Consider the following 26,413-nt stretch of genomic DNA (forward strand, 5'->3'; position numbering starts at 1 on the left):
CTAGCTTGCACCCCACAGCTTGCCCTGCCAAGTGTTGCGGCGCTTCAGCTCGTCGTCGATCGCATTCAGCACTTCCCATTTCTTCAAGCTCCAGGTCGGCCCGATCAACAAATCGCGGGGCGCGTCGCCGGTCAAACGGTGGACAATCATGTCCGGCGGCAGAAATTCGAGCGAATCGACGATCAGCTTCACATATTCGTCCATTTCCAAAAACTGAAGCAGACCGGCCTCGTACTGCTTCACCATAGGCGTCTTGCGCATGAGATGAAGCAGGTGGATTTTGATCCCTTGCACGTCCATCGCGGCGACGGCGCGCCCGGTTTCGAGCATCATTTCATGGGTCTCCTGCGGCAGACCGTAAATAATATGCGCGCATACCCGGATGCCGCGCTCGCGAAGGCGGCGAACGGCGTCCAGGTAGCAAGCCGTATCATGCGCCCGGTTGATGAGCTCGGAGGTTGATTCGTGAACCGTCTGCAATCCCATCTCCACCCACAAGTAGGTGCGCTCATTCAACTCCGCCAAATAATCCACGACATCGTCCGGCAAGCAGTCCGGCCTCGTGGCGATGGAAAGGCCGACCACGCCGGGCTGTTGCAAAATAACTTCGTAATATTCGCGCAGCTCCTCGACAGGCGCGTACGTATTGGTGTACGCCTGAAAATAGCCGATATATTTCGCTTCCGGCCACTTCAAATGCTGGCGGTCCCGAATCGTATTGAATTGCGTGACCAAATCATCTCTTCTCCGGCCCGCGAAATCGCCCGATCCGCGCGCGCTGCAGAACGTGCAGCCGCCCTTGGCGATCGTGCCGTCGCGGTTCGGGCAGGTGAATCCGGCGTCGAGCATGACCTTGAACACCTTTTCTCCGAATTGCTCGCGCATCTCATAGTTCCATGTATGAAATCGTTTATCGCCCCACAGCTGCGGCTGTCCGGGCGTCAATTGCAAAGCTTGCATGCTGTTCTCCTTCTTTGTTCGATATAGAAGCGTTAGCGATTTCGCTGCCGCCGATCAAGACCGGCAGCCGCTACGCTTAGCGGTTTAAGCATCCCTTCTATTTTAACGAAAATCGTCTGCAAATGCCATGCCGGATTGCTTCCGTCAATAGGTCATTTTCTATTGGAAAAAGAAAACGGATTCATAAAAATTGGGCTTGAAATACCTGACATGATCTGTTATATTAAAAGTGCGACAAATCAATGAAAAAACCTTACATTCCCTATTCGTGCCGATTGTCATAGAACGTCGATTAACTGGAAATACTGTTTAATAAATCGATGAGGTGATTAAAATGAGTCAAACGACAAAGATTCCACATGGCGACGAGAAAGTAACGGTTGAGTTAACGGTAAAAGAAGCGATGGCGCTAAGCGGCATCCGGTTCCATAACAACCATCATGTCGAAGTGTCGGCAAGGAAAAAGCTGAACGAAGTTCTTGAAGGAACTTACGAAATCGATAAGTCCAGCTCACCGCTCGACTATAGTGCACTCAGATAATTGTCCGAAAAAATTGACAAGAGCTGTCGTCCGCAGGTTCTCTCGAACCGAATGGACGGCAGCTTTTTTTTCTCCTGTCCTTTACAAGCGGACCGTTCTTGGGCACAATAAGAACAGTTTATCGATTGTAGGAGGATTATATCCATGCGTTTAAGAGGAAGAAAGGGCATTCTGGAGAGTATTCAATCTCAGCCGGAACTGGTTGTGCTTGATGCTGCTCCGCTTAAAGGAAAGTGGCGGGAGTTTTTCGGCAACGACAACCCGATCTATGTCGAGCTCGGGATGGGAAAAGGAAGATTCATCAGCCATATGAGCGCCCGTTATCCCGATATTAATTTTATTGGCGTCGATATGTACGACGAGCTTATTCGGAGAGCGAGCGACAAGGCACGCGACGTTTGGCAGGAGAAAGGCGTCGACTCGCCGCCAAATCTAGCGCTGCTGCGCGCCAACATCGAGCAGATCGAGACGATGTTCGAGCCGGGCGAGCTGACGCGGATTCATCTCAACTTCAGCGATCCGTGGCCGAAGTCCAAGCATGCCCGCCGCCGGCTGACGCATCCGCGATTTTTGGAAAAATATCGCCAGCTGCTGAACGAACGCGGAGAGATTCACTTTAAGACCGATTCCAATTCCTTGTTCGAATTTTCGTTAAACAGCTTCGCAGAGACGGAGTTGCAGCTTCGAAATATATCGCTGGATCTGCATAAGAACGGGGCTCGCGAGGATCTGGTGTTCACCGAATATGAAATGAAGTTTATGGGGAAAGGCCAACCGATTTACCGGCTTGAGGCTGTTATCGGGGAAGCAGCGCTTCGCGAATATCGCGAGAACAAGAAGGAGAACGCCAAGAAAGAAGCCGCCGAGGCGGAAATCGCGGCGGCGGCTTCTTCAGAAGACGAATAAGCGGTTAAGTTAAGCGGTCGTAACCCAATTGAGTTCGACCAGAACGGCGGTCAGCGTCCCGATCAAGGCGCCGACGGCAACATCGGACGGGTAGTGCAGTCCGAGATACATTCGGGACCATCCGACCGATACTCCGATCACAATCGCGATAGGCAGCACGACGACGAACCATGAGCCGCTGGCCATGACAATCGGGATAAGCCAAGCGAATATCGCGGTCGTATGACCGGATGGGAACGAAGAATCGACAAGCGGCTTTCTTCCAATCTGGACGCCTTCCAGCGCCTGGTACGGACGAAGCCGCTTGAATTTTTTTTTCACGATAAATACGGGTAAATGACTTAGCACGACGGCCGTAAAGCAATGCCAGCCGGTCATGTTCCAAGGCGCCGGAGCGAGAAGCGCAAAGAGCAGCGAGCTTAGTACAGTGAAGGTAGCTCCGCCCATATGAGTGACTACGGACAGCCATTTGCCGACCCAACGATGGAATTTTCTGTGCCCCCTGCGACGATTGACCCACATGATGAGTTGTTGCTCCCGGGTTCGCAGCCATCCAAACATTCGTCTCATCGATTTCCTCCTCAACCTGCTTCGGGCCGGAGCCCGATTCGCAAACATTATAAACGAAATTCGCCCCCCTGTGTTTAAAAAATCACAATCTCTTATTTGAAGATTGAATAAATGGTTTCCAATCGCTGTTTTTTTGCCGTTAACGACTCGATTTAGCTTTGGCTGGAATCATTAAGAAATTCCAATGTTGCAACAAAAAATAACCGTCGTCCGTTTTACATATGCCGTGAATGGCAAAGCTGTTATGGAACATTGGGGCTTTTCTGAAAATGCCGTTCGGTAGGCAACTTTTCGCGGCTTTATCCGTATTGAAGGTCTGAAGTGCTAAAAAATTAGAAAATGGATGAAAATAAGGGCGATACGTCGCAAAAGGAGGGAACGAAGTCATTCGAATGCCGTGCAAGCGTTTTTCCGGCTGGATTGCGCCGAATTGCGGTAAATTACGGTTTTGACAAAGTTGGGGTTTGTGTGGAAAATCAGTAAAGGTCGCAGAATGCTTACATAGAGAGAGAAGCACTGCAAGCCAAACAAGAGAGATAAATAATAAAAAACCCGTCGCAGGGGACATCGGCAACAAAGCCGGGACCATTGGCTAGAACGGGTAATTAAAACGGGGTCTCAAGGGGGCAGTACCGAATGTTTAATACGATTATGTTTGTGTTTCAAATCGCTTTTGCGATGCTGGGCTTGTATCAGTTGTTTCTGACGTTTTTCGGCTGGCATCGTAAAAAAGAGGATCTGTCGCATCCGCCGCAAAAGAAATTCGCTTTGCTGATCGCCGCGCACAACGAAGAACAGGTCGTCGGAGCGCTGATCGAGAATTTGCTGAAAATGAAATATCCTCGCGAGCTGTATGACATCTTCGTCATTTGCGACAACTGCACCGACGGCACGGTCAAAATCGTCAACAGCTATGACGGCGTATACGCCTGCGAACGGGTAAACCCGAATCAAAGGGGTAAAGGCTACGCGGTTGAGTGGATGCTGAAAGAGCTGTGGAAAATGCCGAAGCATTACGACGGAGTCGCAATCTTCGACGCCGACAACCTGGTAGCTACCGACTTCCTGCAATACATGAACAACGATTTGTGCAACGGACATCAAGTTATCCAAGGCTATCTGGATACGAAAAATCCGAACGATTCCTGGGTCAGCTCGGCCAACGCCATTAACTACTGGTTCTGCAACCGGTTGTGGCAGCTGCCTCGCACGAACTTGAAGCTCGCCAACTTTTTGGGCGGCACGGGCATGTGCTTCGATGCGAAGCTGCTGAAGGAAATGGGCTGGGGCGCAACAAGCCTTGTTGAGGATTTGGAATTTACCGTTCGTTGTATCAAACGCGGCATCTATCCGAAATTTAACTTCGAAGCGAAAGTGTTCGACGAGAAGCCGATCACATTCCAGGCGTCCGCACGCCAGCGTCTTCGCTGGATGCAGGGTCATTTCGACGTCACACGCAAATATATGCTGCCGCTGCTTTGGCAGGGCATTAAGGAACGCAGCTGGACGAAAATCGATGCTGCACTGTATGTCTTCAACGCTTACAATTATTTGGCTGGCTTCTTTATTACGGCGATTATTTGGGGCGATATCGTATTGTCGGGCGGCGTTCGCGTAACGTCGGTTTACAACATGCTGCCGCTGTGGCTGAGCATCCCGTACATGCTGTACGTGTTTATGCAAATTCCGGTGTCCATGGCGCTTGCCAAGGTGGACTGGAAGCTCTACTTGCGTATTCCGACCTTCCTGCTGTTCACGCTGTCGTGGTGGCCGATTACCGTTCACGCGTTTTTCACGCAGAACAACAAGAAGTGGAGCCACACGAAGCATACAAGAGTTATCCGTCTCGAGGAAGTGCAGAGCAAACAGCTTTAAATTCGCTGTAAAACGCTTGACAGTGCTCAATCGGCTATGCTATAGTATGTCGGTAACAGTAATGAAACAACATATGACGCACAAGAAGAAGCACCCGCTTCTCACCTTTCGGCCATGCTGACTGGTTCGCGATAATCGATTGAGCTACTTATGCGTCGGCATTGCGCCGGCAACGGTTAGCATGACTGACGGTTATGGAATGCGGGTTCACGCGAACCCGCATTTTTTTATTGCAATGGCGAATGTGCAAGTATACGAATTTGGAGGTGGAACGTTATTAGCAGAGAACATCAAATCAACGATGAGATTCGGGCAAGAGAAGTACGACTGGTTGGCGCAGAAGGCGAGCAAATCGGCATTAAGCCGATTCGTGACGCGCTTCAAATGGCAATCGATTTGAATCTCGATCTCGTCAACGTTGCTCCGACGGCTAAACCGCCGGTATGCCGGATTATGGACTACGGCAAATTCCGTTACGAGCAGCAGAAGAAAGAGAAGGAAGCTCGCAAGAATCAAAAGATCGTTGACCTGAAAGAAGTATGGTTCCGGGCCAACATCGACGAGCATGACTACCAGACGAAATTCCGCAACGTTGTGAAGTTCTTGAACGAAGGCGATAAAGTAAAGGCTTCCGTCCGCTTCCGCGGCCGTGAAATCGCCCATGCGTCGATCGGCCAAAAGATTTTGGACCGTCTATCGCAAGAGGTTGCCGAAATATGCAATGTTGAGCGTGCGCCGAAGCTGGAAGGCCGGAGCATGATTATGATTTTGGCACCAAAAAGCAACAGCTAAATAAAGGGAGGATAAACGACATGCCTAAGATGAAAACGCACAGCAGTCTGAAAGACCGCTTCAAAATTACTGGTACGGGTAAAGTGAAACGCTACAAAGCGTACCGCAATCACTTGCTTTCCCACAAATCGGGACGTCAAAAACGCGTTCTGGCTGGCCAGCCGCTGATGGCTGCAGGCGACGTTCGCCGCATTCAGCAAGGCCTTGCAAACCTGAAATAGTAACGCACGACCATTATAGAAAAATACAACCTACGGGAGGTTTCCACTCATGGCAAGAGTTAAAGGCGGTTTTGTCCGCACTCGTCGTCGTAAAAGAATTTTAAAGCTAGCTAAAGGTTATTTCGGTTCGAAACATCGTCTGTTTAAAACAGCGAAGGAGCAAGTAGGCAAATCGTTGATGTACGCTTACCGCGACCGTCGCAACAAAAAACGCGATTTCCGCAGACTGTGGATCGTTCGTATCAACGCGGCTGCTCGCCAAAACGGCCTGTCGTACAACAAATTTATGTACGGCTTGAAACTGGCTGGCGTAGAAGTAAACCGCAAAATGCTGGCTGACCTGGCTGTTAACGATATCAACTCGTTCAACTCGCTGGCTGGCGTAGCTAAAGCGAAAATCAACGCTTAGGATTGAGCGTTTGATATAGGAGAGGCTGTCCGATATTCGGACAGCCTCTTTTTTTGGTTAGGCGTGCTAATTGTAGGCGAATTATCGAATTTGCGAGTTCCTGGCGAAATGTATTTGATTTTTCGGTTCTACATCAAAAGCAGTTCTTGACGGAAAGAAGAGAGCAGCGGAGGGTCAGAGGGATTCTGGAGAAACGGCAGTGGTCGCTTTTAAAGCATGATTCCTACCGGAAACCTCTATCTAATAAAGGAATCAGGCTTTAATGGCGATCGGAAGAACCCTCTGACCCGCAGCGCTTCCCCCTCACTAGTTAAGTGGAGGGTTTGCTTCCTGCTGAGAGGGAACATTCATCCCGCTTTACCAGCCTAACGGACAAACGAACAAGCGGACCTTCGTCCCGTGAATACAATGTACTACGGGGAAGGAGGGGATCTGGCATGAGTCATGTTTCCAAAGAAAAAGCGCGCAAGCTGATCGGCCGCAACATTTATGCGATTCGGAAAGACGGCTCAGTCGTAACGGGCAAGCTCGTTCGGATACAGAACAACCGACTGGTTATCGCTCCGCCGACTAAAAAGAAAAGAGGCAAAACAGCCAAAACCAAAGGCTTTTTTCTTTTACCGTTAATTCTGTTCGATTTGCTTGCCATCGGCACGATTGGCGCCTGGGGAGGCGGCGGAGGCGGCTGCGGCTGCGGAGGAAATTGCGGTGGAGGCTGCGGTTACGGAGGCGGCTACGGTGGAAGTTATGGTGGAGGCTATGGAGGCGGTTATGGCGGCGGGTATGTGAACAGCTATGACGGCGGCTACTCTAACGGCTATCCGGGCGGCTATTCGAACTACGGTGGTTATCAGGGCGGTTATCCGAGCCAAGGATATAATCAATACTATTAATCGCTATTGAGCGGACGTAGGTGGAGGGGCAAGCGGTTTAACCATTTCATAGCAGCGGAGGTCGGAGTAGTAGCGAACAGGCTTATAGCCCAAGCGGGAGTAGAATCGCATGGCTTTGCCGTTTACGTCGTCTACGTACAGCTTGGCTGCCTTACAGCGATGGGCTAAGCCGCAAGCTTCGCTGCTGGCCATCAGCTTTTTGCCCCAATCCCGGTTGCGCTGGTCGGCACGGACGACAAGCATATCGATAAAAAGCACAGGTTCCATAATTTCGAAGCGAACGAAGCCGTAGGGTTTTTCTGTTTTGCCGGGGGCGGCAACGTAGGTTCGTCCGGTCCGAAAACGAATCGGCAGCTCGCGGACAAGCCTGGCGTCGAGCGGATGAGCAGTGTGCGAGAGCGGAATTAATTCCTTGCGAATCAGATTGAAAATTTCCGCATCGTCAGTTCTGGGATGGCGGGCTCTAATCATGGCGGTTTCCTTTCTAGGCTGCATGAGATTGCCGCAACTGGGCTATGCTACTATATGAACAGAAGTGCAGATGTGCGCCCATGTCTGCAAATAAATATCGAACGTTCCGCGGTTTGTTCTTGACGTACGCTAACTGACGGAATATAATGAAAACAATCTTATTTTATATCGTATCGGCTATGATGAGGACGAAGTGCTAAGGGCCCTTTTGTACAGAGAGCGGACGGAATTGCTGCAACCGTCGCCAGAATCCCTTTTCTACGAGCTCACCTCGGAGCTGTTTTCCTGAAAAGCTTTCGCCTATTAGGGAAAATCGCAGGGCACGCGTTATTGTGCCGAAGGTAGTGAACGTTTTGTGCGCACGCGTTCATACCTCTGGAGGTTATGCATCGCGAGATGTGTAACGAATTTGGGTGGTACCACGGAAGATCAACCTTTCGTCCCTCGAGTCTTCGTTTGAAGCGAAGCCGAGAGACGGAAGGTTTTTTTATTTACCAAGCTAAGCCCGATAAGCGAAAGAATAGCTTATGGAGCGGCGCATTGGGAAAGCAATCTGCGAAACTGCGAGCAGTTTCCGCTTTTGGAGGGGGATGACCAATGGTCACGCAAGGTGCAACATTGAAGTCAAAGCAAGAATTAATCGAAAAGTTGAGTCAGCCTGAAGTCATTACGGGCTCAGAAATATTGCTTCGCAGTTTGGTGCTGGAAGGCGTGGAATGCGTATTCGGTTATCCGGGCGGAGCGGTGCTCTACATTTATGACGCTATGCACGGTTTTTCCGATTTCAACCACGTCCTGACCCGCCACGAGCAGGGGGCCATTCATGCGGCCGACGGCTATGCAAGGGCGAGCGGCAAGGTTGGCGTATGTATCGCGACATCGGGTCCGGGCGCGACTAACCTTGTAACAGGCATTGCAACTGCTTATATGGATTCGGTGCCGATGGTCGTGATTACAGGCAACGTTATATCGAGCCTGATCGGCAGCGACGCGTTCCAAGAAGCGGATATTACCGGCATTACGATGCCGATCACGAAGCATAGCTACCTGGTACGCGACGTAGAGGATTTGCCGCGCATCATTCACGAAGCGTTCCATATTGCCAATACAGGCCGCAAAGGGCCGGTTTTGATTGACATCCCGAAAGACGTATCCGCGAACAAGACGTTGTTCAAGCCGGTAACGGAAGTGAGCATCCGCGGCTACAATCCGACGGTTTCGCCGAACAAGCTGCAGGTCGACAAGCTGATCAAAGCGATCGAGCAAGCAGAGCGTCCGCTCATTCTGGCAGGCGGCGGCGTTGTTTATTCCGGCGCCCATGAAGAATTGCTCGAGTTCGTGACGAAGACGGAAATTCCGATTACGACGACTCTGCTCGGTCTGGGCGGATTCCCAAGCGGCAACGATCTGTGGATCGGCATGCCGGGCATGCACGGTACGTATACGGCGAACAAATCGATTCAAAGCGCGGACTTGCTGATCAACATCGGCGCTCGCTTCGATGACCGCGTAACGGGCAAGCTTTCCGGCTTTGCGCCGCATGCGAAGATCGTTCATATCGACATCGATCCGGCCGAAATCGGCAAAAACGTGCCGACCGACATTCCGATCGTTGGCGACGTGAAGACGGTGCTTCAGCAAGCGAACCAGCTTGCGAAACGGGCTGACAAAGCGGACGACTGGCGTGCGAAGGTGCAAGCTTCCAAGCTTCAATATCCGTTCAGCTACAAAGATTCGGACACAGTGCTGAAGCCGCAGTGGGTTGTGGAAATGATTCACGACACGACGAACGGCGATGCGATTGTGACGACCGACGTTGGCCAGCATCAAATGTGGGCCGCTCAGTATTACAATTTCAACAAACCGCGTTCTTGGGTAACGTCCGGCGGCCTTGGCACAATGGGCTTCGGCTTCCCTTCCGCTATCGGCGCGCAAATGGCCAATCCGGACCGCGTTGTCGTATCGATCAACGGCGACGGCGGCATGCAAATGTGTGCGCAGGAGCTTGCGATTTGCGCGATCAACAACATTCCGGTCAAGGTTGCGATTATTAACAACCAAGTACTCGGCATGGTGCGTCAATGGCAGGAGCTGATTTACGACAACCGGTACAGCCATATCGATTTGGCTGGCAGCCCGGACTTCGTGAAGCTGGCCGAAGCTTACGGCGTAAGAGGTTTCCGTGCATCTAATAAAGAAGAAGCGCGCGCCGCATGGGAAGAAGCGCTTCGTCATCCGGGTCCTGCGGTCGTGGAATTCGTCGTTGCCAAGGAAGAGAACGTTTATCCAATGGTAGCGCAAGGAAGCACGATCGACGAAATGATCATGGGGGATGCGGAATGAAAAAGCATACGATCGCAGTAATCGTTAACGACCAGCCCGGCGTTCTGCAGCGCGTATCCGGCTTGTTCGGACGCCGCGGCTTCAATATTGAAAGCATTACGGTTGGCTCCAGCGAGGAGTCGGGCTTGTCCCGTATGGTTATCGTCACGACTGGCGATGACCATACGCTCGAGCAAATTACGAAACAGCTGTACAAGCTTATCGATGTAATCAAGGTCATCGATTTGAGCTCCAACCCGATGGTCTCGAGGGAGCTTGCGCTGATTAAAGTCAGCGCCGAGCCTTCCTCGCGTCCGGAAATTCTCGGCGTCGTCGAGACGTTCCGCGCCGCTGTTGTCGACATCGGCACGCATTCGCTGATGGTACAAGTTGTCGGCGATACGGAAAAAATCGACGCGATGATTGAGCTGATGAAGCCGTACGGCATCAAAGAGATTTCCCGTACAGGCGTAACGGCGCTTAACCGCGGCAATGCGCGTTAATGCGTTAATGAAGTGTTAGAACAATTTACCGTATAAAATCCCGTTTGAACGGGAGTTTAAGGGGAGAAACGCCGTATGCAAGGCATTCTCTGCTTAAACACCCGTTCAAAAGGGTTAAATTAAAGGAGGCAATTATTCACATGGCAGTTACATTGTACTATGAAAAAGACGCTGACCTCAGCGTACTGCAAGGTAAAACAATCGCAGTTATCGGTTACGGCAGCCAAGGACACGCGCAAGCGCAAAACCTTCGCGACAGCGGCCTGAAAGTAGTTATCGGCCTTCGTCCAGGCAAATCCGCAGACGTTGCTAAAAAAGACGGCTTCGAAGTTCTGACTGTAGCGGAAGCGACTAAAGTTGCTGACGTGGTTCAAATTTTGCTGCCTGACGAAACGCAAGCTCGCGTTTACAACGAAGAAATCAAACCAAACCTGAAAAAAGGCGCGTCCCTGATGTTCTCGCACGGCTTCAACATTCACTACGGCCAAATCGTGCCTAACGCAGATACTGACGTATTCCTGGTAGCTCCTAAATCGCCAGGCCACATGGTGCGTCGTACTTACCAAGAAGGCTTCGGCGTTCCTGGTCTGATCGCAATCGAGCAAGACGCTTCCGGCAACGCGAAAGCAATCGGTCTTGCTTATGCAAAAGGTATCGGCTGTACGCGTGCAGGCGTTATCGAAACTTCTTTCAAAGAAGAGACAGAAACCGACTTGTTCGGCGAGCAAGCTGTACTTTGCGGCGGCGCTTCCGCGCTGGTTAAAGCTGGCTTCGAAACGCTGGTTGAAGCAGGCTACGCTCCTGAAATGGCTTACTTCGAGTGCTTGCACGAGCTCAAGCTGATCGTCGACCTGATGTATGAAGGCGGACTTGCTACAATGCGCGATTCCATCTCCAACACAGCTGAGTACGGCGACTATGTAACGGGCCCACGCATCGTTACAGAAGAAACGAAAAAAGAAATGAAACGCGTTCTGGAAGACATCCAATCGGGTCGCTTCGCTCGCGACTTCATCTTGGAAAACCAATCGAACCGCGCAATGCTGACGGCTACTCGCCGCAACGAAGCCGCTCATCCAATCGAGCAAACAGGCAAACAGCTTCGCGAACTGATGCACTGGATCAAGAAATAATGACGGCGCCGGTTATAATGCCGGCTTGAACCAAATAGACTGCAAATGAACGATGTTATCCCGGTTCGCCGGAGCGTGACCGGATACGAGAGCCGTATCCGGCCAACCGCTTCGCGCGGTCCGGGATCATTCTGTTCCCGGAGGTGCGAGCATATATGCGGAAAATATATATTTTCGATACAACGTTGCGCGATGGGGAGCAATCTCCAGGCGTAAACCTGAATACGAAGGAAAAGGTTGAAATCGCCCTTCAGCTCGAGAAGCTTGGAGTGGACCGTATGGAGGCCGGCTTTCCTGCGGCATCTCCCGGCGACCTTGCGGCAGTCAACGCGGTAGCGCGTGCCGTCAAAAACGCCACTGTTATCGGTTTGTCACGCTCTCGCGAGCAAGATATCGACGCCGTTCGCGAAGCGCTGATAGGCGCGCAAGACCCTTGCATTCACCTTTTCCTGGCGACTAGTCCGATCCACCGCAAGCATAAGCTGCGGATGGAGAAGGAGCAGGTGCTGGAGACGGCGGAGCGTGCAATCCGTTACGCGAAGCAATATTTCAGCAAGGTCGAGTTTTCTCCGGAAGACGCTGGCCGTACGGAACTCGACTTCCTGTGCGAAGTGACAGATATGGCGATTCGCGCCGGCGCGACGGTCGTCAACATTCCAGACACGGTTGGTTATTTGAATCCGCTTGAATTCGGCAACATCTTCAAGACGCTGAAAGAAAACGTACCGAATATCGAAACAATTCAATTAAGCGCTCATTGCCATAACGATCTCGGCATGGCGACGGCGAATGCGCTTTCCGCCATTTTGAACGGAGCGGATCAAATCGAAGGCACGATTAACGGCATCGGCGAGCGGGCCGGCAATACGGCGCTCGAAGAGGTGGCGCTCGCGCTGGAGACGCGTTCCGATTATTTCGGCGCGAAAACGACGCTCAATTTGAAAGAAATCGCGAAAACGAGCCGTCTGGTCAGCAAGCTGACCGGCATGCCGGTACCGGGCAACAAAGCAATCGTCGGCGCTAACGCCTTCGCGCATGAGTCCGGCATTCATCAGGACGGCATGCTGAAAGAAAAGACAACCTACGAGATTATTTCGCCAGATACGATCGGTCTTCGCGAGTCGAAGCTAGTCCTCGGCAAGCATTCGGGCCGCCACGCGTTCCGCGAGAAGCTGATCGATCTCGGTTATGAGATCGATGATGAAGCGGTTAATGCGGCTTTTGCCAAGTTCAAGGATTTGGCCGATCGCAAGAAGAACGTAACGGACGAAGATATTCGTGCGATGCTGGAAGAGAAGCTCGTCGATTCGCCGGAAGTGTTCGCGCTCGAGACGATTCAAGTCAACTACGACAACGAATCGACACCTAGCGCAACCGTGCGTATTCGCAAGGCGGAGGGCGGCGTCCAACTGGAGACCGCGTCCGGCAACGGTTCGGTAGACGCGATCTACAATGCGATTGATAAAGTGACGGGCGAGTCCGTCGAACTGGAAGACTACTCAGTGAAATCGGTGTCCAAGTGGAAGGATGCGCTTGGCGAGGTTCATGTCGTGCTGAAGCAGGACGAAGTGTCCGTGCAAGGCCGCGGCCTTAGCACCGATATTTTGGAAGCGAGCGCTCGCGCTTACGTTGATGCGGTCAACCGTTTGATCGAGAAACGGAAAACGCCGGGCCGCCGCGACAAAATGAGCTTAATTTAATACTTATTAGTTTTCATAGAAAGCCCGGAAGGCCTGTCCGTCCGTCGCGCGCCGGAGCGAATAACGCCCGTCGCAGCCGCGGAGGAAGCTGTCCGGGGCTTTCTTTTTTTCTATCCTGCCTTAAAGAAAGGAAACGATTGACGATGCTGATAAAGGAAACGCTGCAAACGTCCGGTCGGGATCAAATGATCGACATCACGAGGCGAGTAGCTGCCGCCTCAGCCCAATCGGGCATAATAGACGGACTGGCTGTCGTCTATTGTCCGCATACGACTGCCGGCATTACCGTTCAGGAGAACGCCGATCCCGACGTCGTTCGCGACGTGCTGATGAGGCTGGACGAGGTCTACCCGTGGGAGCACCCGAAATATCGCCATGAGGAAGGCAATACGGCTTCCCACTTGAAAGCGATGACGACCGGCACAAGCCAGACAATTGTCATTAGCGGAGGAAAGCTGCTGCTTGGCACGTGGCAAGGCATTTATTTCTGCGAATTCGACGGACCGCGTACCCGCACGTTTTATGTGAAGCTGATGACGGGTTAGTATGGTTGCGGTTGTAAGCTGCAATAAACGTTATAAGCATTACCTATAGAGATGATAGATTTTATATCTTTGTCTTCTAGAATGAAATATGGTACAAATGAGAATAGATTGCGAATTGACTAATTACGATTGAATAGGGAGTGTACGAACGATTATGGCTGAAGTGAAAAAAATTGCCGTTGTCGCTGGCGACGGCATCGGTCCGGAAGTAGTTGGCGAGGCGCTTAAAGTATTGAAGAAAACGGAAGAGCTGTTCGGCTATCAATTCGAAACGGAGAGCGGCCTGTTTGGCGGTATCGCCATTGACGAGAAAGGCACGCCGCTGCCGCAAGAAACGCTTGAGCTTTGTCAAAAGGCTGACGCAGTACTGCTCGGCGCCGTAGGCGGTCCGAAATGGGACAACAATTCGAAGGAGCTTCGTCCGGAGACTGGCTTGCTCGGAATCCGCAAAGCGCTGGGTCTGTTCTCGAACATTCGTCCTGCGACGGTATTTGATTGCTTGAAAGAAGCTTCCACGTTGAAGCCTGAAGTGCTGGAAGGCACCGATCTGATCGTCGTGCGCGAATTGACGGGCGGCATCTACTTCGGCGAGAAGTTCCGCCGCGAAACCGCGAACGGTCAAGAAGCGGTAGATACTTGCGCGTATAACGAGCAAGAAGTAGAGCGCATCGTGCGCCAAGCGTTCGATATCGCGATGACGCGCAGCAAGCGTCTGGCATCGGTCGATAAAGCAAACGTGTTGGAAACATCCCGCCTGTGGCGTGAAGTCGTTAACCGGATTGCTCCTGAGTATCCAGAAGTTGAATTGGAGCATGTATTGGTCGACAACTGCGCAATGCAATTGCTTCGCCGTCCTTCCAGCTTCGACGTTATCGTAACCGAGAATATGTTCGGCGACATCCTGAGCGACGAAGCAGCTATGCTGACCGGTTCGATCGGCATGCTTTCCTCCGCATCGCTGGGCGAAGGCAGCTTCGGCTTGTACGAGCCGGTTCACGGCTCTGCACCTGACATTGCTGGACAAGGCATCGCGAATCCAATCGCTACAATCCTTTCCGTGGCGCTTATGTTCCGTTTGACGTTCGGCTACCACGAAGCGGCGCAAGTGATCGAAGACGCTGTTAAGAACGTGCTTGACGCCGGTCATCGCACAGGCGACATCGCCGTTGACAAGAGCAAGGCGATTGGCACGACGGCAATGGGCGATCTGATCATTGCTGCTATGAAACGCGCTTAATTGTAATTATTATTATAAAGTAGAAGTTTTTATATTGACTTCATTATCGTCTAATGATAACATTTATCAATGAAAGTCACAGATAGCGACAGACAGAGAAAATGAGTGGATAGACGAGGAGGATACTGATTATGGCAGATCGTTTGGTAGGACGTCCGGCCCCCGATTTTACGATGGAAACGGCGACGGGAGACGGCAAAGACTTTGGGAAAGCATCTTTGGCGGACTATAAAGGAAAATGGCTCGTTCTATTCTTTTACCCGCTCGACTTCACGTTTGTGTGCCCAACGGAAATAACGGCGCTCAGTCTGGCGGCGGATCAGTTCAAGGAGTTGAATACGGAAGTTCTTGGCGTTAGTGTGGACAGCAAGCACAGCCACCGCGCTTGGATTAACACACCGGTTAACGACAATGGCCTTGGCCAATTGAATTTCCCGCTTGCCGCCGATCTTACGAAGAAAGTCGCCAGCGACTACGGCGTACTGATCGAAGAAGAAGGCGTAGCTCTCCGCGGTCTGTTCATTATCGATCCGCAAGGCGAAGTCAAGTATCAGGTTGTTAACCATAACGATGTGGGCCGCAGCGTAGACGAAACGCTTCGCGTATTGCAAGCTTTGCAATCCGGCGGTCTGTGCCCGATCAACTGGAGGCCGGGTCAACAACATCTCGTTGCGAAATAAAGAGGCTTATCGCCGACAATACAAGAAGGCCGGGCATGCTGCTCGGCCTTCTTTTCATGTATCTGTGAAAGCGGTCAGCTTCTCTCATAATTTAGGCAGGGCGGGAGCGGAATACAGTTGTAAAGCAGGAATTTCGAGTACGGGGGGCGAATAAGTTATTCCATGCGATTCATGATCGTTGCCCGCCTGCGCGAGCGACCTTTCAAGGGAGGTATCTGCCATGAGTTTTTGCTGTGGAGCCAGCATGATCGGAACGAAGGGAACGCTAAAGCATATCCGTACTCATATTCATAATGTGCCGATATTGTTTTGCCCGGTATGTCATCGTGTAGATATCCATTACTTGATTGAGAACGAATATGAAATATTGGCAGAGTACGCGCACGGAGACGGCGCCGACGAAGTCGATTTTCAAGATTATGTGGAGCAGCAAGGGAAGGCGCTGTTAGAAAACTGCGTCAATCACGAGAACGAGGATCCGATGGACGTCGCGCTCAATCAGATCGACATGGCGCTTGACCTGCTTTCATTCGCCAAGCAAATTGGAGACGAGGAATGGCAGCGCGAGCTCAAGAACCGTCTCGTTATATTAAGCGGACGCCGCAAAAAGCTGAAGCAAAGAAGAACCTCGGTCTAATGGAAAGAGAAGATAACAATGCCTCCATTTGGAGGCATTTTCATTTTTATTAGATGAATTTCATTTTTCTCAGAAAAAGTGTGGGATCACCCCCTAAAGCATGCTATTGGCATCGAAAACTATCATCGAAGAGGTGGAGCATTTGCTGCTTGTATTGTTCAAACGGTTTTTGCGGAAATCCGTTTCTGCCGAAGCCGACCGTACTGAACAAAAAATAGCTCCCGAAAACATCATTGCCCGAATTCAAGATGGCGACAATCTGCTACGGGAGCAATTTATCGCGGACTATGAGCCGTTCGTCACCAAGGTGACCAGCAGATTTTGCAAGCGATATATCGATCCTTCGCGAAGCGACGAGTTCAGCGTTGCGCTGACGGCGTTCAACGAAGCGATCACCCAGTATTCCTCCGAATCCGGCAGGTCTTTTCTAGGCTTCGCAGAAACGGTTATACGAAGGCGTCTAATCGACTATGTAAGGAAGGAGCAGCGTCACCTGCAGTCGGTGCCGTACAGCTCCTTCGAGCTTAACGACGAGGAGGAACAGCCGTATAACCCGCTTGAAACGAAGCAGGCTTTGCAAGCCTATGAGCTGAAGCAGCTGTCCGACGAGCGAAGAATGGAAATTGCCGAGTACGCGAAAGAGCTTGTAGGCTTCGGCATTTCTTTTCAGGAGCTTGGCGAGCATTCTCCGAAGCACGCCGACTCGCGAAAGCTGCTGCTGGGCATCTCTATGACGCTAAGCGAGCAGTTTCAGCTATACGCACAATTGCGCTCGACCGGCAAGCTTCCGGTAAAGGAACTGACGGAGTTATGCGGCGTATCCCGCAAAACAATCGAGCGTAACCGTAAATACATAATCGCTGTTGCGATCATTATAAACGGCAATTATCCCTACTTATTGGATTACTTGAATATCCCCGATATGCAGCATGAGAAAGGAAAAAAGGAGGCGGGACGATGAAACGCGGCATCGTAATGGAAGTGAATAAAGGCAAGGCGATCGTTATGACGAAGGACGGCGGCTTCGTTTCCGTTCCGCATCCTGCGGGGGCTAAAGTAGGCGAAGAGATTGTTTTTGATTCGGCTGCAGCGGTAAACCGCAGAAAGCGTCCTCGCCGTTACTGGTATGCGGGGGCAACGGCGGCCATTCTGCTTATTCTGCTGCCCGTGCTCTTTTTCGTCCAAAGCAAGGATCATCCGGTCGTTGCCTATGTAAGCATGGACGTTAATCCGAGCATCGAGATCGGCGTCGATCAGGAGGAGCGGGTAAGGGAGCTGCGCGCGTTGAACGATTCCGGCGAACAGATTATCGCGGGCGTTGCTTACAAAGGACAGCCGTTGAATCAGGTTGCGCAGACGATAATGGAGAGAATTGCAGTAGCCGATTACCTTACCGAAAAGGATAAAGATATCGTCGTCACGAGCTTAATGCTTAATGAGCCTACTGCAAAGACGGCGGAGCTCGAATCTGCTCTCTCCATCGCGGTGGACCTGGCGATTCAGCAGACGTTCAGCAAATTGCTGGCGGACGAGACAGCGAACGTGACGCTGCTGTCGATACCGGAGGAACTGCGCGCGGAAGCGGCTTTAAACGGCATCTCTTCGGGTAAAATGGCTGTGTACTTGCTTGCCAAAGATGAAGGGTACGAGATCGAGCTGGAATCGATGAAGAAGCAATCGATTGACAAGGCGACGGAAGCGGTCGGCGGAGTGAAGACGATCGTTGGACAATCCGGCGATGCCAGCAAGGAAAAGCTGAAGGTGCTTGTCGCCAAGGAAAAAGCCGAGAAACTGCAGCGCAGCAGCTCCGTTACGCCGAAGCCTGGGCTTGGCGCGACGAATAATACGAAGACAGCGGTACAGACTGGCAAGCCTGTCTCACCGAACAAACCGATAGCATCCGCCAAGCCTAAACCGTCACCGGGGAAGGCTGATGGCCGTTGGAAGGACAATAAAGACAAAGGACATGGCGGCGGTGAAAAGCCTAATCGACCTAAACATCCAGATAGGCCGAAAGAACTACGGAAAGACAGCCATAAGAATGACAAGGATAAGGGCCGGGACAACGATTCCCGCTATAAAAACAAATCGAATAAGGACGATAATCGGCGTGGCGGCTCTCGGGACGGCCGGGATAAGGGCGGAAACGATGACGATCGGAAGGGCCGGGGAGGCCATTCGAGCCGGGATGGCCGTTATGGACACGACGATGGCGATAGCCGATCATCACGGGGCAACCGCAACGGGAGCGGCGGCTGGAAGGGCAACGACGATTGACGATAGGGTGAAGAATGGTTTAATCACTCCAGTCAGTCCCTTTCGAAAAAACGGTTCTAAAGTCGGTCAGCCGCCTTCACCATTCGACAAAGGTTCCCATTGACAGCAATTATTAACAATATTTATGATAAAAATGAATACTTATTGTAAATAGCTGTTGCCGGGAGGGGTCATTCATGCAGCCAATTCGTAAGCGCTATTTCCCGGCGCTTGCCGAATTTGTTCGGAGCGGAAAGGAAACATCCCTTTACAAGGCGTCGGAACTCGGAGTTGAAATGGGGGGCATACATCCGGAGGATGTAATTGCCATTCACGAGGAGTGCATGCAGGACATCGTTGCGAATGTGGATTCCGATGAAGCGATCCGACTTTACAATCGTTCATTTATTTTTTTGATCGAACTGATGGTCAGTTTTAGATTCCAGTCCGGACCGGTGCAGGACGCCGAGCAACGATTTACCGAAATGCGCGAGATGCTGTTTCATTCCAACCGTTCATTCGAAATGGTGAAAAATAAGTACGAGAACGTGCTCCAGCATATGGACAGCGGTATTGCTTTGTTTGACAGCGAAGGTATTTTATCTTTTATTAACGTGAAAATGGCCGATTTGCTTGATATTCCGAGAAAAACGTTAATTGGCTGCAACTTGCGTGAGCTGCTGCTGCACCAGCAGCTCACCATTTCGACCAAGCGGATTATTTTAAGGCTGTATCGGGAAATGTTTCTTCGAAGAAGCCGCTATTTCGAGTTTCAGGACAAGGACGGCAAACATTTGCTTGTCACGGTTACATACGGCGATCAGTTAGACGGCGATTTTCTGTTCAGCGTCAAGGACGTATCCGACTTTAAAATGATTGAGCAAACGGCGCTTCAGAACGATAAGCTGGCGATGCTAGGACGAATCTCGGCCGCGATTGCTCACGAGATCCGCAACCCGTTAACTTCCATTCGAGGATTTATTCAGTTATTGCGGCCGCTGCTGCTGCAATTGGGAAAGGAAGAGTATGCGCGCATTATTTTGGCGGAAATTGATCGGGCTAATGACATCATCTACGAATTTCTTAACTCCTCTAAGCCATCCGCCCCGATGAAGCGGGCTTTCTCCATGAATAAGCTGATTCAAGAGGTTGTACTGCTGACTGAAAGCGAAGCGCTGATGCGAAACTGCCAAATTCAAGTGGAATCGTACGAGGATGATACCGACGTCATGGTCTCCATCGACGTCAAGCAAATTAAGCAAGTCATCTTAAATGTAATGAAAAATTCGCTCGACGCTATTGAAGCAAGAGAAGAGGGGCGCCGGGGGCGAATTGACGTGGTTACACGATCGGATGGTCAATACGCGGAAATTACGCTTAAGGATAACGGTAAAGGAATGGACAGGGCGACAATGTCGAGGCTGTTCGATCCGTTCTTCACGACTAAGGAGGCGGGGACCGGTCTTGGATTGTCGGTCAGCTACAAAATCGTGCGCAATCACGGAGGCTCCATTCGAGTCGATAGCACGGAGGGCAGCGGCACCTCTTTCATCATCTATTTGCCATTGGCGGAATAAACGATTAGAATCGGGGTATGCGCCCCGATTTTTTTTAATGGGACGCGGCCGGGCCGAAAACCATAGGGCCGGCATTTAGGAATGAAAGGCAGGCGTTTTTATTTATGAATCCATCTTTTACATACGAGTCTTATTTGACGGCGGGTTCGGCGGATGCGGTCGTTAGGCTTATCAGCGCTGCGGAGCTGCAAAATCAAGCGGCTCATTGGGTGCAGCCGCAGATCGATGAGGCGGTTCGGGAGCAATATGCAAGGGGGCTGTTCAAAGCAGAGTCCGGGCAAGCGGAAGTTATTCCATCGCTTGGTCTCCATTCGGCCGGCACGATCATTTTTGTCGGCTATTCGCCTGAAGACGGCTTGAATGGGCTGCGCGTCGCAGGGGCGACTGCGGCAAAAGCGTTAAAGCGGGTTAAAGCGCTGACGGCGCAGCTGCAGCTTCCGTCGGAGATTGTATCAGGGAACGAGGCTTATACGGCGGAGCGGGCCGCTCAGACGCTGACGGAAGCGCTGCTGCTGGCGGTATACGATCGGCAGCCGGAGCTTCGCGAAGAAAAGCAGCGCTACTCTATCCGTAAACTCAGCATCGTTAACCCTGCGGCCGGTTCGAACGAATCGCCGGACACAGCCGAGCAGTGGAATGCCGGCATTCGCAAAGGACAATTGATGGCGGAAGGCGTAATGGCTGCAAGAGATATTACCAACTTGCCAGGCAATAAGCTGACTCCGGAAGGGCTCGCCGCGCATGCCGAAGATATGGCAAGGGAGCTGGACCTTGATATTGAAGTCATTGACGAATGGAGCGCTGCCGAGCAGGGCATGGGAGGCTTGCTTGCGGTCGGTCAGGGCAGCGTTAATCTGCCTCGTATGATCGTGTTTCATTATAAAGGAGCGCCGGATCAGGAAGAAACATGGGGCTTGATCGGTAAAGGCATTACATTCGATACGGGGGGCATTTCGCTCAAGCAACCGCAGGGTATGGAAGCGATGATTTCCGATATGGGAGGAGCGGCCGCCGTTCTGGGCGCGATGCGTGTTATCGGTGAGACGAAGCCTGCCGTGAATGTGATTGCGGTTATTCCGACGGCCGAGAATATGCCGTCTGATCGCGCCTACAAGCCAGGCGACGTTATTACGATGATGAATGGGCTTACGGTCGAAGTTGTCAACACCGATGCGGAAGGCCGCCTGGTGCTCGCCGACGGCCTGACGACGGCAATTCGCCGCGGTGCTACCAAGCTGGTGGACGTAGCTACGCTTACCGGCGCAGTGCTGGTTGCGTTGGGCGTGGAAGCGACTGGCGCGGTGACGAATGACGCCAGCCTAATGGAGCAAGTAAGCCGTGCGTCCGAGATATCGGGCGAACGGGTGTGGCAGTTGCCGGCGTATCCGGAATACAAGCGGCTGCTGAGCAGCGACGCTGCCGATATGAAGAACAGCGGCGGCCGTCATGCCGGTACGATTACCGGCGGTCTATTCATTGGCGCTTTTGCGGAAAATTTGCCGTGGGTGCATTTGGACATTGCCGGAACGGCGTTTCTTGACCGTGCGAGAGGCTGGGAGCCGAAGGGCGCGACAGGCGTGATGGTGCGGACGCTGGTCGAGCTTGTTACGGAATAAGCGAGCGGAAAGACAGAAACTGGGCGATGGCGGCATCTGAAGAAGATGACGCCATTTTCTTTCGCCGCTAGAAAGCGTATGATGAAGAAGACCGTATTTTCATTCAGGGAGGGGAGCCATGATGCAGCCTATCGATCAGAAACAAGTACAGCAGCGGATCGACAGCTGGATGGGACGGGAGCTTTACGTCCACGTAGAGATGACCAGCGGCGCGTATGCCGCTCATTTCGACAGCTCGAAGCATCCGGCTGCAACGTTTATTACAAATGCCGTCATTCATTATACATCCGGCTCCATTGCCGGCAGCGGGCCTTACCGCGTAGGTTTGAAAACGGGGAATGGTTGGGTTTACTCGGAAGGTCTTACGCACTGGGACCCGAACGACGAAGAACGGCTTATTCTAGCCGGTCACGACGGTCAGGGCAAGCTGGCGGTTTCCTTGCAGCTAAGCGTTAACCCTTTTTAAGAGAGGAGAGAGAAACGGATGTCACAACGCATACTGGTCGTATTGCCCCATCCGGACGACGAAGCTTTCGGGCTGTCCGGGACGCTTGCAAAGGCGATTGAGGAAGGCGCCCATGTCACCTACGCCTGCTTAACGCTTGGAGAAATGGGCCGTAACATGGGCGTTCCGCCTTTTGCCAATCGAGTGACGCTTCCGCAGTTCCGCAGAAAGGAATTGGAGGAATCCTGCCTTGCGATCGGCATTCAAGATTTGCGATTGCTGGGCTTTCACGATAAAACGATTGAATTCGAAGATAAAGAGAAGCTGGACGGTGCAATTTCTGCATTAATCGAAGAGATACATCCGACGCTTATTATGACGTTCTATCCCGGTTATGCTGTCCATCCCGATCATGACGCGACCGGAGAGGCCGTCGTTCGTGTAGTAGGCAGACTTTCCGCCGCCGAACGCCCGCCTGTGCTGTGCATGGCGTTTTCCAATAATACGATACAAGATATCGGCGAACCGGACGTGCATCACGACATAGCCGGCTATCTGGAGCAGAAGGTGGCCTCCGTGCTTGCGCACCGCTCGCAGTTCAACGTGCCTGAGCTGCAAGGTAAGGACAAATGGAAGAGCAAAGAGGCGCGCGAGCGGTTCGGCATCGAACGCTTTTGGACGTACCGATTTGATTGAGTTAGTACCCGCTTTAATGACGAACCGCCTGAGGGGCTTAAGAGGCCTCTCAGGCGGTTTTTGTTGTTGCAAAATAGACTGCGGTGAGTGGAATCGCATCACTTGCTGCTCCCAGATTGGCGCTGTAACGTCGTATGATGCGGCTGGCGAATTAGGGATAGATGCCCGCTTGACATTTTTAACTGTGTAATTTATTATTACAGTAACAAAAAGAGTTACAGTTTGTCCATTACGATAAAGGGCGGTGAGGACCGTGAAGATGGAAGTTGGGGATTGGGTACAAGGCAAAACCATCAGCGGCGAATTTATTTTCGGCTATGTGGAACAATGTGATTGGCTGGAAGGAATCGTCCATGTGAACGTTGTGAAATCCGATAATGATGAATCGGTTGGCCGGATCGCATTGGCGAACGCGCATCGGATGAAGAAGCAGCCTGAGCAAGCGACTACGGACGAAGGGTCGATCCGCAGCCTGATCGATATCGCTCTTTCGATACAAGATGAAGCCTGGTTTATGGAATTAAGCGGCGTTTTAAAGGAAATGGCCGTGAACGGGTTTGAAAGTAAAGGAGGAAGCCGGCCTCATGCATCCCGATTATCGACCTATATTTGACCGGGTGCGTTTCCGCAAAACGTTCCTTCCGGCAAATGGGCCGACGGCTGCAAGGCTGAGCAAGCAACATACGGCAAAGGGAGAACTCGGTGGCGCAAGCCGCCCGCTTGAACCGATATTCGATAAGGGGCGGGAAGCGGGCAAAACGCTTTGCGCCGTGATAGAAGAGCGTCCGACAATAGCGGACTTGGAATGGAACACAATTAACAATCCGCCGGGATGGTTCCCCATTGGGGACTGAACCGCTTGTAGACGGCAGGCCGACAAGGCCTGCCGTCGTTGCGTTTTAAAGGGGAATGGAGGCGGCAGTCTGTCGAGAGCTTTTCGACAGACTGCTTGATTGATTATCACCATCACATTCGTCGCATCGCTATCTCTGAGATAGGCACCGCTAGGTAATTGTCCTGCTGTGTAATCTAGCTCTACGGCGTTTGCTGCTGGTCGCCGACAATAACTGCCATTTAGCAGTTATTGTTTCGCTTTTTGGCCGAGGTAGAGCAAATATCTGCATTTTTGCAGTTATTTGCTCCAGTCGCGCGGCGATTGCGAGCAAACTGCCGACAATAACTGCCATTTAGCAGTTATTGTCTCGCTTTTTAGCCGAGGTAGAGCAAATAACTGCATTGTTGCAGTTATTGCTTCAGTCGCGCGGCGATTGCTGCTGGTCGCCGACAATAACTGCTAGTTAGCAGTTATTGTTTCGCTTTTTGGCCGAAATACAGCAAATAACTGCATTGTTGCAGTTATTGCTCCAGTCGCGCGGCGATTGCGAGCAAACTGCCGACAATAACTGCCATTTAGCAGTTATTGTCTCGCTTTTTGCTCGAAGTAGAGCAAATAACTGCATTTTTGCAGTTATTGCTTCAGTCGCGCCGCTATTTGCGTACAAGACGTGGAGAGTTAGTGGCATATTGTATTTACTCCAAGCTGCGTTTCAACGATCACATGTACTACTCTCTGGCACTTTAGCGAGAAGGATCTCCACAATTTCCATCTATAATAATTCCGCGCTAACTAGGCATTAGATTATGATCCTGGTGACTAGAACTATAACCCGCAAATAAAGAGAAGTCTATCCGTTCTATGCGAACCTCTGGTTTCCTGGCAGTCTGCCGCAGCGGAAAAGGAGAAAAAGCGAAGGGGCAGAGGGATTGTGAAGAAGCGTTAGTGATCGCTTTTTAAAGCAAGAATCGCTTTTAAAGCAAGAATCCTCCTGCAAACCTCTATCAAATAAAGAAATCAGGCTTAAATGGCGATCGGAAGAACCTTCTGACCCCACACCGCTTGCCCTCTCTTATAGTCAAGCACAAATTTCGGTTTTGAGCCCTATTTATTGCATAAAATGGCCATGTAAATCATTCCGGCCGCTCGTCGGTATAGACGCTTCTTTCGGCGGGATGATATGATGGTAACGGGTGATATGGAATGAATAAAGAGACAACGAATACAAATATCGACAATAACAGTGAAAAAGGGCAGCAAGCTACCCCTGAGCAAATGATGGAACTGGTCAAAGCCGTCTATCATAACGGTACCGTTGCTTTGAAGATGTTTTTCGACGAGGTCGAAGGACAAGTGCTCAATCAGGAAAATTATGGACCTGTGTTTGTTTTTCAAGTGAAGGACGAAGCGAATGACAGCTATGCTTGCGGGTTTTTCCTGCACGAGCTCGTTGCCAAATTTCAATCGGGCGGCGATCCAGCGCAGTGGATGGCTTCCTTCTACTTCGAGATGATGAAAAACGGCGGCGGAAAGCCGCTCCCAACTCCTCCTGCGGACGAAGAAGGGGCCAAGGCTTTTATCGACAATCAACTTGTGCCATTATGCATTAACGCCGTCCGCAGCGAATTTGAGCCGGAAACGGTGCATGCGGGACTCGATTTTAACCCGCAGTTCGGCCCGGTATTTGAGACCGGCTTCCCGACTATTCGCGACGGCAACAACGTCTGTGCGGTTCCGCTTCATCTTCTGTATACGCATATGATGCTCAATCGGGATCCAGCGGAGCTGCTCATACAAGGCTTGTATAAAATTCGCGAGGAGCACGGCCTCCAGTAGCAATAGTGCAACGGATAGAAGAAAGCCGGGTGACGACGATGACGTTGACATACAGCGAGGTTATGCAAGCGCTCGAAGGAATGGGCACGGAACAAACGAAGAACACGTATTTGAGACATGGCGCGAAGGAGCCGTTCTTCGGCATCAAAATCGGCGACATGAAGAAGCTCGTCAAGCCGGTCAAGAAAGACCAGCAGCTCGCGCTTGAGCTCTATGAATCAGGCAATCACGATGCGATGTACTTGGCTGGCTTGACCGTCAATCCGAAGACGATGACGGAAGAGCGGCTCCGCCATTGGGTATCGAAAGCCTACTGGCATGCGCTGGCCGAGTATACGGTGGCGGGAGTAGCTGCGGAAAGTCCGTTTGCCCGCGAGCTGGCGATGGAATGGATCGATTCGCCGGAAGAGATGGCCGCCGTCTGCGGCTGGAGCACCTATGCCAATTATGTCTCCATCACGGCAGACGACAAGCTGGATATGACAGAGCTGAGGGCGTTGCTGGGCCGCGTACGCGATACGGTGCACGATGAGCGGAATCGTGTCCGGTATGTGATGAACGGTTTCGTCATCTCCGTAGGCGCTTATGTGACCGAACTGACGGAAGAAGCAAAAGACGTAGCGCAAGCGATCGGCAAAGTGCATGTGAATGTCGGGAATACGGCATGCAAAGTGCCGCTTGCGACGGATTATATCGCGAAAATCGAGAAGGCTGAAAAAATCGGCAACAAGCGAAAAACATGCATTTGCTAGCGGGC

The 26,413-nt window shown here is 51.6% G+C and carries 30 protein-coding genes; 26 read left to right on the forward strand and 4 right to left on the reverse strand.

Going from position 1 to position 26,413, the window contains the following annotated elements:
* Positions 1–960, reverse strand: a complete 960-nt coding sequence (mnmL, locus tag ACFVTB_RS12745) for a tRNA modification radical SAM protein MnmL/YtqA (protein ID WP_387749120.1) — start codon at positions 958–960, stop codon at positions 1–3.
* Between the two features lie 334 nt (positions 961–1,294).
* Between mnmL and ACFVTB_RS12750 the strand changes: the two genes are divergently transcribed.
* Both ACFVTB_RS12750 and trmB read left to right on the forward strand, forming a co-directional pair.
* Complete coding sequence (locus ACFVTB_RS12750) at positions 1,295–1,501, forward strand: hypothetical protein (RefSeq protein ID WP_387749123.1); 207 nt, start codon at positions 1,295–1,297, stop codon at positions 1,499–1,501.
* Positions 1,502–1,645: 144 nt separating this feature from the next.
* Positions 1,646–2,407 carry a tRNA (guanosine(46)-N7)-methyltransferase TrmB gene (trmB, locus tag ACFVTB_RS12755; RefSeq protein WP_387749125.1) on the forward strand — a complete coding sequence of 254 codons (762 nt, stop codon included), beginning with the start codon at positions 1,646–1,648 and terminating at the stop codon, positions 2,405–2,407.
* Between the two features lie 9 nt (positions 2,408–2,416).
* Here the strand turns inward: trmB and ACFVTB_RS12760 are convergent, their stop codons facing one another.
* Positions 2,417–2,977: a phosphatase PAP2 family protein gene (locus tag ACFVTB_RS12760; protein ID WP_387749128.1), complete on the reverse strand. Its 561-nt coding sequence runs from the start codon at positions 2,975–2,977 to the stop codon at positions 2,417–2,419.
* A 139-nt stretch (positions 2,978–3,116) separates the two neighbouring features.
* Positions 3,117–3,545 carry a hypothetical protein gene (locus ACFVTB_RS12765; protein ID WP_387749131.1) on the reverse strand — a complete coding sequence of 143 codons (429 nt, stop codon included), beginning with the start codon at positions 3,543–3,545 and terminating at the stop codon, positions 3,117–3,119.
* Positions 3,546–3,613: 68 nt separating this feature from the next.
* On the opposite strand from ACFVTB_RS12765, the gene ACFVTB_RS12770 reads away from it, so the two are divergent.
* From ACFVTB_RS12770 to ACFVTB_RS12795, 6 genes are all read left to right on the forward strand, one after another.
* Positions 3,614–4,852: a glycosyltransferase family 2 protein gene (locus ACFVTB_RS12770; protein WP_387749134.1), complete on the forward strand. Its 1,239-nt coding sequence runs from the start codon at positions 3,614–3,616 to the stop codon at positions 4,850–4,852.
* A gap of 139 nt (positions 4,853–4,991) precedes the next feature.
* Complete coding sequence (locus tag ACFVTB_RS12775; RefSeq protein ID WP_387749137.1) at positions 4,992–5,252, forward strand: hypothetical protein; 261 nt, start codon at positions 4,992–4,994, stop codon at positions 5,250–5,252.
* Positions 5,147–5,644, forward strand: coding sequence for a translation initiation factor IF-3 (gene infC / locus ACFVTB_RS12780; RefSeq protein WP_387749397.1), 498 nt, complete (start codon positions 5,147–5,149; stop codon positions 5,642–5,644). The genes ACFVTB_RS12775 and infC overlap by 106 nt, the downstream gene beginning before the upstream one ends.
* A gap of 20 nt (positions 5,645–5,664) precedes the next feature.
* The gene (rpmI, locus tag ACFVTB_RS12785; protein WP_015842912.1) at positions 5,665–5,865 is read left to right on the forward strand and encodes a 50S ribosomal protein L35; all 201 of its coding nucleotides are present in this window, start codon (positions 5,665–5,667) and stop codon (positions 5,863–5,865) included.
* 49 nt (positions 5,866–5,914) lie between these two features.
* Complete coding sequence (rplT, locus tag ACFVTB_RS12790; RefSeq protein WP_387749140.1) at positions 5,915–6,274, forward strand: 50S ribosomal protein L20; 360 nt, start codon at positions 5,915–5,917, stop codon at positions 6,272–6,274.
* Between the two features lie 437 nt (positions 6,275–6,711).
* Positions 6,712–7,167, forward strand: a complete 456-nt coding sequence (locus ACFVTB_RS12795; RefSeq protein WP_387749143.1) for a hypothetical protein — start codon at positions 6,712–6,714, stop codon at positions 7,165–7,167.
* A 3-nt stretch (positions 7,168–7,170) separates the two neighbouring features.
* Here ACFVTB_RS12795 and ACFVTB_RS12800 read toward each other — a convergent pair whose 3' ends face one another.
* The gene (locus ACFVTB_RS12800) at positions 7,171–7,638 is read right to left on the reverse strand and encodes a GNAT family N-acetyltransferase (RefSeq protein ID WP_387749146.1); all 468 of its coding nucleotides are present in this window, start codon (positions 7,636–7,638) and stop codon (positions 7,171–7,173) included.
* Positions 7,639–8,235: 597 nt separating this feature from the next.
* On the opposite strand from ACFVTB_RS12800, the gene ilvB reads away from it, so the two are divergent.
* The 18 genes from ilvB to ACFVTB_RS12890 all read left to right on the forward strand — a co-directional run bounded on the left by ilvB (position 8,236) and on the right by ACFVTB_RS12890 (position 26,408).
* Positions 8,236–9,981: a biosynthetic-type acetolactate synthase large subunit gene (ilvB, locus tag ACFVTB_RS12805; protein ID WP_387749148.1), complete on the forward strand. Its 1,746-nt coding sequence runs from the start codon at positions 8,236–8,238 to the stop codon at positions 9,979–9,981.
* A complete protein-coding gene (gene ilvN / locus ACFVTB_RS12810; RefSeq protein ID WP_387749151.1) occupies positions 9,978–10,463 on the forward strand; it encodes an acetolactate synthase small subunit in 486 nt (161 codons plus the stop codon). Before ilvB ends, ilvN begins: the two co-directional genes overlap by 4 nt.
* 140 nt (positions 10,464–10,603) lie before the next feature.
* A complete protein-coding gene (gene ilvC / locus ACFVTB_RS12815; RefSeq protein ID WP_387749152.1) occupies positions 10,604–11,596 on the forward strand; it encodes a ketol-acid reductoisomerase in 993 nt (330 codons plus the stop codon).
* A 155-nt stretch (positions 11,597–11,751) separates the two neighbouring features.
* The gene (locus tag ACFVTB_RS12820; protein WP_387749155.1) at positions 11,752–13,296 is read left to right on the forward strand and encodes a 2-isopropylmalate synthase; all 1,545 of its coding nucleotides are present in this window, start codon (positions 11,752–11,754) and stop codon (positions 13,294–13,296) included.
* A 143-nt stretch (positions 13,297–13,439) separates the two neighbouring features.
* Positions 13,440–13,841 (forward strand): secondary thiamine-phosphate synthase enzyme YjbQ, encoded by a 402-nt coding sequence (locus ACFVTB_RS12825; protein ID WP_387749158.1) that lies wholly within the window; start codon positions 13,440–13,442, stop codon positions 13,839–13,841.
* A gap of 154 nt (positions 13,842–13,995) precedes the next feature.
* Positions 13,996–15,078: a 3-isopropylmalate dehydrogenase gene (gene leuB / locus ACFVTB_RS12830; RefSeq protein WP_387749161.1), complete on the forward strand. Its 1,083-nt coding sequence runs from the start codon at positions 13,996–13,998 to the stop codon at positions 15,076–15,078.
* A 131-nt stretch (positions 15,079–15,209) separates the two neighbouring features.
* Positions 15,210–15,758, forward strand: a complete 549-nt coding sequence (locus tag ACFVTB_RS12835) for a peroxiredoxin (protein ID WP_387749163.1) — start codon at positions 15,210–15,212, stop codon at positions 15,756–15,758.
* Between the two features lie 220 nt (positions 15,759–15,978).
* Positions 15,979–16,395: a hypothetical protein gene (locus ACFVTB_RS12840; RefSeq protein WP_387749166.1), complete on the forward strand. Its 417-nt coding sequence runs from the start codon at positions 15,979–15,981 to the stop codon at positions 16,393–16,395.
* A gap of 100 nt (positions 16,396–16,495) precedes the next feature.
* Entirely contained in the window at positions 16,496–17,356 is an 861-nt protein-coding gene (sigI, locus tag ACFVTB_RS12845) for an RNA polymerase sigma factor SigI (RefSeq protein ID WP_387749169.1), read from the forward strand.
* On the forward strand, positions 17,353–18,672 hold the full coding sequence (locus ACFVTB_RS12850; protein ID WP_387749172.1) for an anti-sigma-I factor RsgI family protein: 1,320 nt from the start codon (positions 17,353–17,355) through the stop codon (positions 18,670–18,672). Before sigI ends, ACFVTB_RS12850 begins: the two co-directional genes overlap by 4 nt.
* Before the next feature lie 176 nt (positions 18,673–18,848).
* Positions 18,849–20,228 carry an ATP-binding protein gene (locus tag ACFVTB_RS12855; RefSeq protein ID WP_387749175.1) on the forward strand — a complete coding sequence of 460 codons (1,380 nt, stop codon included), beginning with the start codon at positions 18,849–18,851 and terminating at the stop codon, positions 20,226–20,228.
* A 104-nt stretch (positions 20,229–20,332) separates the two neighbouring features.
* A complete protein-coding gene (locus tag ACFVTB_RS12860) occupies positions 20,333–21,844 on the forward strand; it encodes a leucyl aminopeptidase (protein WP_387749178.1) in 1,512 nt (503 codons plus the stop codon).
* A 121-nt stretch (positions 21,845–21,965) separates the two neighbouring features.
* Positions 21,966–22,310 (forward strand): YojF family protein, encoded by a 345-nt coding sequence (locus tag ACFVTB_RS12865; RefSeq protein WP_387749400.1) that lies wholly within the window; start codon positions 21,966–21,968, stop codon positions 22,308–22,310.
* Between the two features lie 18 nt (positions 22,311–22,328).
* Positions 22,329–22,985 carry a bacillithiol biosynthesis deacetylase BshB2 gene (bshB2, locus tag ACFVTB_RS12870; protein WP_387749181.1) on the forward strand — a complete coding sequence of 219 codons (657 nt, stop codon included), beginning with the start codon at positions 22,329–22,331 and terminating at the stop codon, positions 22,983–22,985.
* Between the two features lie 253 nt (positions 22,986–23,238).
* The gene (locus ACFVTB_RS12875; protein WP_387749184.1) at positions 23,239–23,598 is read left to right on the forward strand and encodes a hypothetical protein; all 360 of its coding nucleotides are present in this window, start codon (positions 23,239–23,241) and stop codon (positions 23,596–23,598) included.
* Complete coding sequence (locus ACFVTB_RS12880; protein WP_387749186.1) at positions 23,570–23,839, forward strand: hypothetical protein; 270 nt, start codon at positions 23,570–23,572, stop codon at positions 23,837–23,839. Before ACFVTB_RS12875 ends, ACFVTB_RS12880 begins: the two co-directional genes overlap by 29 nt.
* Before the next feature lie 1,184 nt (positions 23,840–25,023).
* Entirely contained in the window at positions 25,024–25,656 is a 633-nt protein-coding gene (locus ACFVTB_RS12885) for a hypothetical protein (RefSeq protein WP_387749189.1), read from the forward strand.
* Positions 25,657–25,700: 44 nt separating this feature from the next.
* Positions 25,701–26,408, forward strand: a complete 708-nt coding sequence (locus ACFVTB_RS12890; protein ID WP_387749403.1) for a DNA alkylation repair protein — start codon at positions 25,701–25,703, stop codon at positions 26,406–26,408.
* The last annotated feature ends 5 nt before the right edge of the window (positions 26,409–26,413 follow it).

This window comes from Paenibacillus sp. NPDC058071 (genome assembly GCF_042885235.1).
GTDB lineage: Bacteria > Bacillota > Bacilli > Paenibacillales > Paenibacillaceae > Pristimantibacillus.

What these genes read in the sequence shown, in the direction of transcription:
- ACFVTB_RS12880 (WP_387749186.1), top strand. Translation starts at nt 23,570, where the DNA reads ATGCATCCCGATTATCGACCTATATTTGACCGGGTGCGTTTCCGCAAA.
- ACFVTB_RS12770 (WP_387749134.1), top strand. Translation starts at nt 3,614, where the DNA reads ATGTTTAATACGATTATGTTTGTGTTTCAAATCGCTTTTGCGATGCTG.
- ACFVTB_RS12765 (WP_387749131.1), bottom strand. Translation starts at nt 3,545, where the DNA reads ATGTCCCCTGCGACGGGTTTTTTATTATTTATCTCTCTTGTTTGGCTT.
- ilvC (WP_387749152.1), top strand. Translation starts at nt 10,604, where the DNA reads ATGGCAGTTACATTGTACTATGAAAAAGACGCTGACCTCAGCGTACTG.
- ACFVTB_RS12885 (WP_387749189.1), top strand. Translation starts at nt 25,024, where the DNA reads ATGAATAAAGAGACAACGAATACAAATATCGACAATAACAGTGAAAAA.
- ACFVTB_RS12820 (WP_387749155.1), top strand. Translation starts at nt 11,752, where the DNA reads ATGCGGAAAATATATATTTTCGATACAACGTTGCGCGATGGGGAGCAA.
- ilvB (WP_387749148.1), top strand. Translation starts at nt 8,236, where the DNA reads ATGGTCACGCAAGGTGCAACATTGAAGTCAAAGCAAGAATTAATCGAA.
- leuB (WP_387749161.1), top strand. Translation starts at nt 13,996, where the DNA reads ATGGCTGAAGTGAAAAAAATTGCCGTTGTCGCTGGCGACGGCATCGGT.
- ACFVTB_RS12800 (WP_387749146.1), bottom strand. Translation starts at nt 7,638, where the DNA reads ATGATTAGAGCCCGCCATCCCAGAACTGACGATGCGGAAATTTTCAAT.
- ACFVTB_RS12840 (WP_387749166.1), top strand. Translation starts at nt 15,979, where the DNA reads ATGAGTTTTTGCTGTGGAGCCAGCATGATCGGAACGAAGGGAACGCTA.
- mnmL (WP_387749120.1), bottom strand. Translation starts at nt 960, where the DNA reads ATGCAAGCTTTGCAATTGACGCCCGGACAGCCGCAGCTGTGGGGCGAT.
- ACFVTB_RS12825 (WP_387749158.1), top strand. Translation starts at nt 13,440, where the DNA reads ATGCTGATAAAGGAAACGCTGCAAACGTCCGGTCGGGATCAAATGATC.
- ACFVTB_RS12750 (WP_387749123.1), top strand. Translation starts at nt 1,295, where the DNA reads ATGAGTCAAACGACAAAGATTCCACATGGCGACGAGAAAGTAACGGTT.
- ACFVTB_RS12855 (WP_387749175.1), top strand. Translation starts at nt 18,849, where the DNA reads ATGCAGCCAATTCGTAAGCGCTATTTCCCGGCGCTTGCCGAATTTGTT.
- ACFVTB_RS12865 (WP_387749400.1), top strand. Translation starts at nt 21,966, where the DNA reads ATGCAGCCTATCGATCAGAAACAAGTACAGCAGCGGATCGACAGCTGG.
- ACFVTB_RS12760 (WP_387749128.1), bottom strand. Translation starts at nt 2,977, where the DNA reads ATGAGACGAATGTTTGGATGGCTGCGAACCCGGGAGCAACAACTCATC.
- ACFVTB_RS12835 (WP_387749163.1), top strand. Translation starts at nt 15,210, where the DNA reads ATGGCAGATCGTTTGGTAGGACGTCCGGCCCCCGATTTTACGATGGAA.
- rplT (WP_387749140.1), top strand. Translation starts at nt 5,915, where the DNA reads ATGGCAAGAGTTAAAGGCGGTTTTGTCCGCACTCGTCGTCGTAAAAGA.
- ilvN (WP_387749151.1), top strand. Translation starts at nt 9,978, where the DNA reads ATGAAAAAGCATACGATCGCAGTAATCGTTAACGACCAGCCCGGCGTT.
- trmB (WP_387749125.1), top strand. Translation starts at nt 1,646, where the DNA reads ATGCGTTTAAGAGGAAGAAAGGGCATTCTGGAGAGTATTCAATCTCAG.
- sigI (WP_387749169.1), top strand. Translation starts at nt 16,496, where the DNA reads ATGCTATTGGCATCGAAAACTATCATCGAAGAGGTGGAGCATTTGCTG.
- rpmI (WP_015842912.1), top strand. Translation starts at nt 5,665, where the DNA reads ATGCCTAAGATGAAAACGCACAGCAGTCTGAAAGACCGCTTCAAAATT.
- bshB2 (WP_387749181.1), top strand. Translation starts at nt 22,329, where the DNA reads ATGTCACAACGCATACTGGTCGTATTGCCCCATCCGGACGACGAAGCT.
- ACFVTB_RS12860 (WP_387749178.1), top strand. Translation starts at nt 20,333, where the DNA reads ATGAATCCATCTTTTACATACGAGTCTTATTTGACGGCGGGTTCGGCG.
- ACFVTB_RS12850 (WP_387749172.1), top strand. Translation starts at nt 17,353, where the DNA reads ATGAAACGCGGCATCGTAATGGAAGTGAATAAAGGCAAGGCGATCGTT.
- ACFVTB_RS12795 (WP_387749143.1), top strand. Translation starts at nt 6,712, where the DNA reads ATGAGTCATGTTTCCAAAGAAAAAGCGCGCAAGCTGATCGGCCGCAAC.